The following is an 11,640-nucleotide window of genomic DNA, read 5'->3' as shown; positions in this document are numbered from 1 at the left end:
ATCATGCTGTGGGCGCTGGGGATGCTGCTGGCCTGGGAGCCTGCCAGCGCACAAATGGCCTCTGCCCCAGTCCGCCCGATGTTGGTGGTGCAAGATACTTTGCACGATGCCGATACGGTTTGGGTACTGGTTTCGACGGCACTGGTGTTGTTGATGGCTTTGCCTGGGATTGCCTTGTTCTATGCGGGCATGGTGCGGCGCAAAAATGTGCTGAACACAATGGCCAGTGTGCTGGGCATTGCTTGTTTGGTGAGCCTGCTCTGGTTTGCGGTGGGCTATTCTTGGGCCTTTACACCCGGTTCCCCTTGGCTGGGGGGTGATGCACGCTTATGGTTTGCTGGTCTGGATTACCAGATGGGGACGGGCCAAGTGGCCGTCAGTCATGTGGCCCCCCATATTCCAGAGTCGGTATATGCGATGTTCCAACTCGCCTTTGCCATCATCACCGCCACACTGGTGGTGGGCGCCTTGGTAGAGCGCATGCGGTTTTCTGCCCTGTTGCTGTTCATGTCGTTGTGGACGTTGTTGGTCTATGCACCAATTGCCCATTGGGTTTGGGAGCCAGGAGGCTGGTTGGCCCGTATGGGGGCACTGGACTTTGCGGGGGGTGCGGTGGTGCATATCAACGCCGGTGTGGCCGGGCTGGTGTGTGCGTGGTTTCTGGGGCCGCGCAAGGGTTATGGCCGCGAAGCTTTCGAGCCCTACAACTTGGGCTTGACGATGGTGGGGGCCAGCCTGCTGTGGGTGGGTTGGTTTGGCTTTAATGCAGGCTCGGCGCTGTCGGCGGGGGGGCGTGCCGGTTTGGCGCTGGCAGTCACCCACATTGCAGCAGCCGCTGGTGCTGTGGCCTGGATGTTGGGCGAGGCTGTGGTGCGCGGCCGCGGCTCGCTGTTGGGCCTGTGTTCTGGGCTGGTGGCAGGGTTGGTCGCCATTACCCCCGCAGCGGGGTTTGTGACTCCCGCAGCAGCATTGCTGATTGGCGGTGTAGCAGGGTTGGCTTGCTACTGGGGTGCCACCGGGCTCAAGCGCCTGCTGCGCACAGACGATTCTTTGGACGTGTTTGGCGTGCACGGCATTGGCGGCATTGTGGGTGCCTTGCTGACTGGGGTGTTGGCCGACAAATCGATTGGGGGCGTTGAGGGCAGTTTGCTCACACAAATGCTCAGCGTATTGGCGGTGATGGCTTACAGCTTGGTGGCCACTGCGCTGTTGCTGTGGCTGACCCGTTTGGTGGTGGTGGATTTGCGCGTGGATGCACAGGATGAATGGACTGGGTTGGACATTTCCTTGCACCGCGAGCGTCTGGGTAGCTAGCAAAGGAGTTCCACTGATGAGCGATACCGATGTGATGGCGATTGCCGCCCATATGCATGTGTTGTTGCGGCGTAAAACGGGCCGGGTGACCGATACCGAATGGATGGCCTGCAACTTGGAATATGCCCAAGCAATCGTCCGTTTTGCCCGTGAGCGGGCACAGACGGATCACCTGCCCGAGCTGGCTGATTGGGCGCAGCGGTTGGAGCAAGCTATGCTCCCGACCACGCACACTCCTGTGCAGAGCCAGCCATTGCTGCATCCCAGTGCGCTTTTGCTGCACCGGTCAGATGCCGAACCTGTAGTGCCTGCACCCATGGCCCCCCGTTATGTAGGGGGTATTCGTTAGCGCGGGCAAGCCAGCAGGCCCACGAAGGCAGAGGTGACGGTGGCAATGGTCGTGGCAGTGGCGCTACCATCTACCCTGTCTATTTTCTGGTTTCTTGGTTGCCTGCCCTTTTTGCCTGCCTATGTCTGACGCTCCGCCCCGCCTGCTATGCACCGACAGCCCCGAAGGGCCGTGGGTGCAGTTGTTTGGCCGTTGGGGGGCCGCAGCCTTGGGCGAGCGAGCGCAATGGCGGGCTTTGTTGGCCCAATGGGCATCATTGCCAACCACCCCCGGTTTGGGTTGGGATTTGCGGGGGCTAGAGTGGCTCGATCATGTGGGCGCGCAATGGCTCTGGCACCAGTGGGGCCATGTTTGGCCGCAGCGATTGATGGTGCATGAGCACCATCGCAGCCTGTTGGAGCGGGCGGCACACTACAGCACCCCACCACCGCCAGTGCCACCGTGGCGCTTGGCAGACCAAATTGATCGGTTGGGCGTGTTGGTGTTGCATGGCCTTGACCATGCCCGGCATTTGCTGCAACTGGTGGGGCAGTTGTTGCTCGACAGTCTGTACCTGTTGCGCAAGCCCTACCGCACGCCGTGGCGTGATGTGTCGGGCCATTTGTACCGTATGGGCGCAATGGCTTTGCCCATCACGGCGTTGGTGGGTTTTTTGATTGGTGTGGTGCTGGCGTATTTGATGAGCCTGCAACTGCGTCAGTTTGGTGCAGAGGCGTTCATCGTCAATATTTTGGGTATTTCCTTGATTCGGGAGCTGGGGCCAATGCTGGCGGCCATCTTGGTGGCTGGGCGTTCGGGTTCGGCCATCACAGCGCAGATTGGCGTGATGCGCGTGACGGAAGAATTGGATGCCATGCGCGTGATGGGCATCCCACATGGTTTGCGGCTGGTCTGGCCCCGGGCCTTGGCCTTGGGCATTGCCATGCCGCTGATTGCGGTTTGGACGACACTGGCAGCACTGGCCGGTGGTATGTTGGCGGCTGATTTGGCCTTGGGTATTTCGCCTGGTTATTTTTACCAAGCACTGCCAACAGCGGTGGGGCTGGGCAATCTGTGGTTGGCACTGTCTAAATCGGTTGTTTTTGGTGTCTTGATTGCCCTGATTGGTTGCCATTGGGGGTTGCGTGTCAAGCCCAATACACAAAGCTTGGGAGAGGGCACTACGGCCTCGGTGGTGACGGCCATCACGATGGTCATCATGGTGGATGCGCTGTTTGCCGTGCTGTTCAAAACGGTAGGCTTTGCCTGATGTCGATCATGTCTATCCCCGCCCCTGCACCAGTGGTGCGCATCGACCGCCTCTGGAGCGTTTTTGGTAAGGGCGAGGCCGCCTTCAGCGTGCACCAAGATCTGGATTTGACGGTACAACCCGGTGAGATGCTGGCACTGGTGGGGGGCTCTGGTACAGGCAAGACGGTGTTGCTGCGCCAGATACTGGGGCTGGCCCAAGCGGCCCGTGGCACCGTGACGGTGCTGGGGCGCCCAGCCCGAGAGATGGGTGGCACTGGGGCCGCCAGTCGCGTGGGAATGCTGTTCCAGCATGGGGCATTGTTTTCGGCCTTTAATGTGTTGGAGAACATTGCTTTTGCCCTGAACGAACAAGGCACGCTGCCTGCGGCTGTGGTGCGAGATGCCGCGATGGTCAAGCTGCAAATGGTGGGACTGAAGCCGGAACATGCCACCCGGATGCCTGCAGATTTGTCGGGGGGCATGATCAAGCGTGTGGCATTGGCGCGCGCTCTCATCATGGACCCGCCCTTGCTGCTGCTCGATGAGCCGACCGCTGGGCTAGATCCGCATGGCTCGGACGAGTTTTGCGCCTTGGTGCGCGAGTTGCAGGCACTGCTGGGTATCACCATGGTGATGGTGACGCACGATCTCGATACCCTGTTTGCCTTAGCCTCGCGTGTGGCAGTGTTGGCCGATAAGAAAGTCATCGTGACTGGCACACCAACCGAGGTGGCCCGGTTTGATCATCCGTTTGTGGAACAATTTTTCCGGGGCGAACGGGGCCGCCGTGCCATGGCACCACCCCTGGCCCCGCAGGAGGTCTGATGGAAAACAAAGCCCATGCCCTGGCTGCCGGGCTGTTTGTGCTGATTGTCTCGGCCCTGGTGGCGGGCTTGGGCCTGTGGCTCACACGCGATACAGGCAATTACCATGCGTACGAGCTTTCCAGCCGCGAGGGCGTGAGCGGCTTGCAGCCCCAAGCGGCAGTGCGCTACAAAGGTGTGGCCGTGGGTAAAGTGACCCACATTGGCTTTGATTCGCAAATCAATGGCAATGTGCTGATTCGCATCGCTGTGCATGAAAACACCCCGCTGACACCCAGCACCTTTGCTGTTTTGGGTTACCAAGGTGTGACGGGGCTGGCCTATGTGTTGCTGGATGATGCTGGAGAGGCGCAGACCCCACTGGCCGCTGGCCCCAGCGGCCTGCCACGGTTGCCGCTGCGTACCTCGCCTTTTAGCCAGTTGGCCGATCAGGGGCAAGCCATCTTGGGACGGGTGGATGAAGCTGTGCAGCGTATCAACCAACTGCTGGGCGATGAAAACCAGCAACGCATTGGCACCGCATTGACGCAGATCGGTCAAGCTGCTGGCAGTGTGGGCGCACTGGGGCGGCGGCTCGATGCCACAGTCAGTCAGCGGCTAGACCCCGCCTTGCAGGTTTTGCCGCCGTTGGCACAGGAGACCAGCCGCACTTTGCAATCGTTGCAGAGTGCCAGTACCGAGGTGGCCGCAGTCGCCCGTGCCTGGGGACGCACTGCAGGGCAGCTCAATGCGCAGGGGGGGGCTTTGGAGCAGGTAACGGTGGGCGCTCAGGCGTTAGGCCATGCCGTTGACCGTTTTAATCACAGCACACTGGCCCATATTGAAGGCGTCAGCGACGATGCCGCCCATGCTGCCCGCCAATTGGGCCGTGTGGCCGCCAGCCTGAATGACAACCCGCAAGCCTTGCTGTATGGCTCGGGCCCGGCAGTGCCCGGCCCCGGCGAGCCGGGTTTTGTGGTACCCGTCACCTCTGTGACCTCTGTGACCCAACCTTGAGAAAGAATGCAGACCATGTACCAGAACATTGCTGTCTGGAGCAACCGTTGGCTTGGGGCGTTGGGTTGTGGGTGCTTGTTTTTGCTCGGAGGCTGTGTGGCGGTGCCCCAGTCGCCCGCGCGCCCGGCGCTGTACGATTTTGGCCCGGGCCTGCTGGCATCGCCGTCCGTTGATCGGCGCATGCCCCTGTCACCCGTAGTATTGGCTGATGTGCAGGGAGCGAGCCATGCCGATGCCAGCACTGCGGTGTTGTACCGTTTGGCTTATGCCGATGTGCGCCAATTGCGGCCCTATCAATTGGCCCGCTGGAGCCAGCCACCCGCCCAATTGGTAGAGCAGGAGTTGCGTGCCGCATTGGGCCAGCGCCGGGCTGTGTTGCGGGCTACCGATGCCCGGGCTGCAGCCCCTGGTGCCACAGGGGTTCGACCGGCCGTGTTGCGGGTGCAATTGGAAGAGTTCAGCCAAGTTTTTACCAGTGTGAGCGACAGCGTGGGTGTGATTCGTTTGCGTGCCACGGCAGTGGTGCCCGGTGCCACAGGAGATCAGCTGCTTGGACAACGTTTGTTTACTGTGCAGCAGCCGGCTGTGAGTGCGGATGCTGTGGGAGGCACCCGCGCACTGGCCGATGCTGCCGCACAGGCAGCGCAAGAGATTGCCCAGTGGCTGCAAGAGGTGCAACGCTAACGCTCAGGCCAGAGCATCTGCGTTGGTGTAGAAGCGGATGGTGCTGCGACCCGCCGCCTTGGCGGCATACATGGCCGCATCGGCTTGATCGAGCAAACTTTCGATCGGTTCGGGGGGGGTGGTGAACAGCCGTATGCCAATGCTGGCACTGCAATGGTGTTCTACAGTGCGTGCGGTGTCACTGTGGTCTGTCTGGAGCCGGTAGGGCTGCCTTAGGCTGGTCAGAATCTTTTCGGCCACGGCTTGGGCTTGTGGCTGTGCTGTGGTGGCCTCTGTGCTGAAGTCATTGAGCAAAATCACAAACTCATCACCGCCAAACCGCGAAACCGTGTCACAGGCCCGCACAGATTGCCGCAGCCGCTGTGCGACTTCGATCAGCAGCAGATCGCCCACATGGTGTCCGTAGGCATCGTTCAGAGGCTTGAAATTGTCCAAATCCATGAACAACAGGGCGCTGTGGTGGCCATAACGCTGGTTTTGCGCCGCAGCCAGTTGTACGCATTCCAGCAGCAGGCGTCGGTTAGGCAGGTGGGTCAGGCTGTCATGGAAGGCCAGTTGGCGGATTTCTTCCAGTAGTTTTTCTTGCTGTTGGCGGTGCAGTTGTTCCTGCCGGGCATTTTTTTGGGCCACTGCCAGATCGGCCAAAGCTTGGGTTTGGCGCTGGGTCAGTCGTTGTGAGCGCACTTGTAAAAAGATCACCATGATCAGGCCTGTCACCAGACCGTGGATTTGCAGCGAATGCAGGGCCAGCAGCACACTGGACAACACCCCCAACACCATGAGGGCGGTAATGACGATGGACAGGCACAAGACGCCGTGAAACGACACCAACCCCCACTGGGGAATGGCAGGGGCTGGATGGTTGACACGGGGCCGTGCCAGTAATGAAACCACCAGATTCCACAACACGATCAGTAGCGTACAAACTATGTTGAGGCGCAGCGCAGTGGAGATGTGGCCGCTCAGGATCAGTAGGGCCGCCACTGGTAGCACGGCCATCAAGCCCAGCAATACCCGCAAAGTCCAGCGCGGGGGCTGATATTCGCGAAACAGGCTGTAGTCAAAATAGGCGGAGGTGGCTGTGAACACCACCAATAGCAGTGCAACCAGTGTGGGGGCGGCGTCTCCCAGTGGCTCGCGCACGTAGCCTAGCAGCGATAGAGACCAAAGCAAGGCCACGGCCTGTTTGCAGGCAAAAACGCCAATCACCCGTTCGCGTAGGCTGAACCAGTGCAACAAGGCCCACAGCAGCGACACGAGCAACCCTGACAGGTACAGCCCATAAATGGTTTCCTGCTGTCGGTCTCTGTCCAGTGCCTCTTCCAGATTGAGCACCTCGATCATCTTGGTGCGGGTGCCTGGAGATTGCAACCGCAGATAGATGTCTCTGGGGATATCCCCCCTGGGCAGGAGGTAGTTCAGGTTCAAGGTGCGGTCGTTGAAAGGCACGGGGGCCGTGTTGGGCTGGGTAGCGGTTGGAGCCTGCGGATCAAACAGTTGTATTTGGTCTAAGTAGGTGAGGCGAAGACGCAGCACCAAGCGATCGGTGAGGGTAGAGGGTGGGTTGGCGTGAGGATCAATGCGTAGCCGTATCCAGATGGCTGAGGTGCCATAGCCCCGGCTGAGCAATCCTTCGTAGGGCGTGAAGGGATGGGTCAGTGCCTCGTCCAGACTCCATTGGCCCGAGGGGTCTTCCAGCCAAGCCCGTTCGGTGATGTAGTCACCAGCGTGGGCCAGCACCGGCCACAGCAAAGCCCACACCAGTAGCCACCGCAGTAGTTGCCTCGCCCCTGATAGAGGCGGGCCTGACAGGTACATCAGGTGGGTAGCCATGACGGGGTGTTTGCTGCAACAGGTTAGCAGCGGGTCGTTTGCACGCGCATCAGTGCTTCGATCTCGTTGGCAGCTACCGGCACGCCACGGGTGATGAGTTCGCAGCCAGTCTCGGTCACGATGGCGTCGTCTTCAATGCGGATGCCAATGCCGTGGAACTGCTCGGGCACGCCGGGGGCGGGACGTACATACAGACCTGGCTCGATGGTCAGCACCATGCCGGGGCGCAAAATGCGGCTGGGGCGTTCTTGCACGGTTTGGCCGGTGAGGGGGTCTTGGCGCTCGGTGATCTGGTGGCTTTCGCTGGGCTCGATATAGCTGCCGCAATCATGCACATCCATGCCCAGCCAGTGGCCGGTGCGGTGCATATAGAACGGGAAGTAAGCGCGCTTTTCAATCACGTCTTGCACGTTACCCACTTGGTTGGCATTGAGCAGGCCCAAATCGAGCAGCCCTTGGGCCAGCACGGCCACGGTAGCGTTGTGCGGGTCATTAAAACGGGCGCCAGCGCGTGTCGCGGCTACCGCTGCTTCTTGGCTGGCCAGCACCAAATCGTAAAGTGCCCGCTGTGGCCCGCTAAAGCGGCCATTGGCCGGAAAGGTGCGGGTGATGTCGCTGGCGTAGCCGTCGAGCTCGCAGCCGGCGTCAATCAACACCAGATCACCATCGTGGATGCGGGCGGTGTCGGCCCGGTAATGCAGCACGCAGGCATTGGCACCGCCCGCCACGATGGAGCTGTAGGCCGGGTATTGCGAACCATGTTGGCGAAATTCGTGCAGCAGTTCGGCGTCGAGGTGGTATTCGCGCAGTTCTTGACCCGCGCGCAACATGGTGGCGCTGCGCTGCATGGCGCGGATATGGGCTTGGGCGCTGATTTGTGCAGCGCGGCGCATCACCGCTTGCTCGTGGCCGTCTTTGATGAGGCGCATTTCGTCCAGCAAGGCACACAGGTCGCGCTGCCCATCGGGGCACAGCGCACCTTGGCGGGCGCGGCCCCGCACGCTGCCCAGCCATCCAGCCACCCGGCCCTCCAGTCCCGCATGGATGGCAAAGGGGTACCAAACAGTGGCGCGGTTTTCCAACAGGCGAGGCAGGCGCTGGTCTAGCTCCAACACGGAAAACGCTGCGTCTACCCCTAAGGCGGCAGGGGCCGCTTCGGGGCCAAGGCGGTAGCCATCCCAAATTTCACGTTCTAGGTCTTTGGGTTGGCAAAACAGCGTGGTGTGGCCGCTGGCATGGATCACCAGCCAAGCCTGGGGTTCGGTAAAGCCGCACAGGTAGTGAAAGTAGCTGTCAAAGCGAAACAAAAATTCGCTGTCGCGGTTGCGTGAATGCTCGGGCGCAGTGGGGATGATGGCAATGCCATCGGTGCCCAGTTGGGCGGCCAATGCGGCACGGCGTTGGGTATACAAGGAGGAGGGGGCGTGGCTCAGAGGTGCATCCATGGGCAGATTCTCCTCCAGATGGAGGTTGGCCGTCTCTGGGTGCTTTAGCAGGATGTGGCCTTGGCATTGAGCTGTGCCAGCCGCTCGGGCGTGCCCACATCTGTCCAGGCACCGTGGTAGAGCGAAGCACCTACGCGTCCAGCATCCATTGCTCTGCGCAACAGCGGCGCCAGTGGGGCCGCCACACCGTGCGGATTGCCTGCCGGAATATCGCACCACGGCAGTGCAAACAGCTGAGCCCGCAGCAGGGCGATGGTGCTGTAGGTGTAGCGCGGTGTGGGGTTGTTGTCGGCCAGATGGAGCGCCCGCCCTTGAGCAGAGAGGCCAAAGTCGCCCCGTGGGTGGTGGGCTGGATTGGGTACTAGCCACAGGTGCGCTAGATCGTCGCTGGTGGCAAAGGCCTGCACTGCTTCGGGGGCAAAGCGAAAATCTGGTGCAAACACATCGCCCGCCACCAGCCAAAAGATGTTGCCCAGTTGTGGCAGGGCACGGGCAATGCCGCCAGCGGTTTCCAGTGCCGCACCAAAGTCCTGCTGCTCGCATGAGTAGGCCAGCGACAGCGGTGCTGCATCCCCTGCGGCCTGAAACACCTGACCAAAGTGGTTGCTGATGTGCTCACCCAGCCACGCTGTGTTGATCACTGCCCGTGGCACACCGGCCTGTGCCAACGCCTGCAAATGCCAGTGCAGCAGTGGCTGGCCTTGCACTGCCAGCAGCGGTTTGGGGGTGTGATCGGTCAGGGGGCGCATGCGTTCGCCTCGGCCTGCGGCCAAGATGAGGGCTGGGATGGAGGGGGGGGCGGTGGTAGAGGACAAATTGGACATGGCTTGCACTGTAGCGGCCTAGAAAGGCAGCAACAGTAAAATCCGCAGCTTTCCACCGATCCCTCCCTCCGGACCTGCCCCATGGCCAACTCTCAACAAATGGCGAATGCAATCCGCGCACTCGCAATGGATGCCGTTCAACAAGCCAACTCCGGTCACCCCGGCGCCCCAATGGGCATGGCCGACATGGCCGTGGCATTGTGGGGCCGCCACCTGCAGCACAACCCCGCCAACCCCCAATGGGCCAACCGCGACCGCTTTGTGCTGTCCAACGGCCACGGCTCCATGCTGCTGTATGCGCTGTTGCACCTGACAGGCTACGACCTGCCAATGCAAGAGCTGAAGAACTTCCGCCAGCTCCACAGCAAAACCGCGGGTCACCCCGAAGTGGGCGTGACCCCCGGCGTAGAAACCACTACCGGCCCCTTGGGCCAAGGCATTACCAATGCCGTGGGCTTTGCGTTGGCAGAAAAGCTGCTGGCCAAAGAATTCAACCGCGCAGCAGGCAAGGTCAAGCACACCATCGTTGACCACCACACCTATGTGTTTTTGGGCGATGGCTGCCTGATGGAAGGCATCAGCCACGAAGCCGTAGCCTTGGCTGGCGCTTGGAAGCTGAACAAGCTGATTGCCTTGTACGACGACAACGGCATCAGCATTGACGGCCAAGTGGCCCCTTGGTTTATTGACAACACCCCGCAACGCTTTACCGCCTGCGGTTGGAACGTGATTGGCCCCATCGACGGCCATGATGCCGATGCCGTGGATGCGGCCATTGCCCAAGCCAAGCAAAGCACCGACAAGCCCACGCTCATCGTCTGCAAAACCCATATCGGCAAGGGCAGCCCCAACCGCGCCAACACGGCCAAAGCCCACGGCGAGCCACTGGGTGCCGAAGAAATCGCCCTGACACGCAAAGAGCTGGGTTGGGAACACGCACCGTTTGTGATTCCCAAGGAGGTGGCTGCCGATTGGAATGCCACCAAGGCGGGCGCTAAGCGAGAGGCCGACTGGAACAAGCGTTTTGCCGCTTACAGCAAAGCCTTCCCAGAGCTGGCCGCAGAATTTACCCGCCGCATGAATGGCGACCTGCCCCCCAGCTTTGCCCAAGTGGCTGTGGATACCGTAGTCCACGCCCACCGCAATGGCGAGACGGTGGCCAGCCGCAAGGCCAGCCAACTGGCACTGGAAGCCTTTACCGCCGCCCTGCCCGAACTGCTGGGCGGTAGCGCCGACCTGACCGGCTCCAACTTGACCAACACCAAGAGCACCCCCAACCTGCGCTTTGATGCCGCCGGTGACGTGGTGCAGACCGAAGTCAACGGCCAGTTGGTCGGTGGCCGCCACATCAACTACGGTGTGCGCGAGTTTGGTATGGCTGCCATCATGAATGGCGTGGCCCTGCACGGTGGCTTTATCCCCTACGGTGGCACCTTCCTGACCTTCTCCGACTACAGCCGCAACGCCATCCGCATGGCCGCGCTGATGAAGCTGCGCGTGGTGCATGTGTTTACCCACGACTCCATCGGGCTGGGCGAAGACGGCCCCACGCACCAATCCATCGAACATGCTGCCAGCTTGCGCTTGATTCCGGGCTTGGATGTGTGGCGCCCCGCCGACACCGCAGAAACCGCCGTGGCTTGGAGCGTGGCACTCACCAACCGCAACAAGCCTACGGCGCTGCTGCTCAGCCGCCAAAACCTGCCCTATGCACCCAAGCGTGATTTGGGCGACATCAGCCGGGGTGCTTATGTGCTGTCCGAACCCCGCGATGTGGGCCTGAAGGAAAAAGCCCAGGCCGTGATTGTGGCCACCGGCTCGGAAGTGCAGTTGGCCCTGAAAGCCCAACGTCTGTTGGCCGAGAAAAAGATTGCTGTGCGCGTGGTCTCTATGCCCAGCACCACCACCTTTGACCAGCAAGACATCAAGTACAAAAAGGCGATGCTGCCCGCTGGCCTGCCACGCATTGCGGTAGAAATGGGCGTGACCGACTTCTGGTGGAAGTACGGCTGCGCCGCCGTGATTGGCATCGACAGCTACGGCGAGTCGGCCCCGGCCCCCGTGCTGTTTGAGCATTTTGGCTTTACCGCCGAAAACGTGGCCGCCACGGTGCAGGCCGCTCTCAAGCGCAAATAATTTTT

Annotated in this window: 9 protein-coding genes and 1 pseudogene; 7 read left to right on the top strand and 3 right to left on the bottom strand. The window is 61.0% G+C overall.

All coding sequences use genetic code 11. The features are described from left to right. Positions 1–21 precede the first annotated feature (21 nt). The 6 genes from ACYVB2_RS14080 to ACYVB2_RS14055 all read left to right on the top strand — a co-directional run bounded on the left by ACYVB2_RS14080 (position 22) and on the right by ACYVB2_RS14055 (position 5,397). A complete protein-coding gene (locus tag ACYVB2_RS14080; RefSeq protein ID WP_382434385.1) occupies positions 22–1,314 on the top strand; it encodes an ammonium transporter in 1,293 nt (430 codons plus the stop codon). A 16-nt stretch (positions 1,315–1,330) separates the two neighbouring features. After that, positions 1,331–1,663, top strand: coding sequence for a hypothetical protein (locus ACYVB2_RS14075; RefSeq protein ID WP_382434294.1), 333 nt, complete (start codon positions 1,331–1,333; stop codon positions 1,661–1,663). A gap of 121 nt (positions 1,664–1,784) precedes the next feature. Continuing rightward, the gene (locus ACYVB2_RS14070; RefSeq protein WP_382434291.1) at positions 1,785–2,912 is read left to right on the top strand and encodes an MlaE family ABC transporter permease; all 1,128 of its coding nucleotides are present in this window, start codon (positions 1,785–1,787) and stop codon (positions 2,910–2,912) included. Positions 2,913–2,920: 8 nt separating this feature from the next. After that, positions 2,921–3,718: an ABC transporter ATP-binding protein gene (locus ACYVB2_RS14065; protein WP_382434289.1), complete on the top strand. Its 798-nt coding sequence runs from the start codon at positions 2,921–2,923 to the stop codon at positions 3,716–3,718. Continuing rightward, on the top strand, positions 3,718–4,713 hold the full coding sequence (locus ACYVB2_RS14060; protein ID WP_382434287.1) for an MlaD family protein: 996 nt from the start codon (positions 3,718–3,720) through the stop codon (positions 4,711–4,713). Before ACYVB2_RS14065 ends, ACYVB2_RS14060 begins: the two co-directional genes overlap by 1 nt. 15 nt (positions 4,714–4,728) lie before the next feature. Beyond that, entirely contained in the window at positions 4,729–5,397 is a 669-nt protein-coding gene (locus ACYVB2_RS14055) for an ABC-type transport auxiliary lipoprotein family protein (protein WP_382434285.1), read from the top strand. A 3-nt stretch (positions 5,398–5,400) separates the two neighbouring features. On the opposite strand, the gene ACYVB2_RS14050 is transcribed toward ACYVB2_RS14055, so the two are convergent. From ACYVB2_RS14050 to ACYVB2_RS14040, 3 genes are read right to left on the bottom strand one after another with little or no spacing between them, the layout of a single operon-like run. Then, positions 5,401–7,230 carry a diguanylate cyclase domain-containing protein gene (locus ACYVB2_RS14050; RefSeq protein ID WP_382434282.1) on the bottom strand — a complete coding sequence of 610 codons (1,830 nt, stop codon included), beginning with the start codon at positions 7,228–7,230 and terminating at the stop codon, positions 5,401–5,403. 23 nt (positions 7,231–7,253) lie between these two features. After that, the gene (locus tag ACYVB2_RS14045; protein ID WP_382434280.1) at positions 7,254–8,675 is read right to left on the bottom strand and encodes an aminopeptidase P N-terminal domain-containing protein; all 1,422 of its coding nucleotides are present in this window, start codon (positions 8,673–8,675) and stop codon (positions 7,254–7,256) included. A gap of 44 nt (positions 8,676–8,719) precedes the next feature. Beyond that, positions 8,720–9,499, bottom strand: coding sequence for a nucleotidyltransferase family protein (locus tag ACYVB2_RS14040; RefSeq protein ID WP_382434278.1), 780 nt, complete (start codon positions 9,497–9,499; stop codon positions 8,720–8,722). A 69-nt stretch (positions 9,500–9,568) separates the two neighbouring features. On the opposite strand from ACYVB2_RS14040, the pseudogene tkt reads away from it, so the two are divergent. After that, a pseudogene (tkt, locus tag ACYVB2_RS14035) lies at positions 9,569–11,635 on the top strand (transketolase); the annotation flags it as partial. Positions 11,636–11,640 lie beyond the last annotated feature (5 nt).

It is taken from the genome of Giesbergeria giesbergeri (assembly GCF_054779375.1).
Note: the sequence above shows the minus strand (reverse complement) of the source record. Positions and strands in the feature narration are given on the sequence as shown.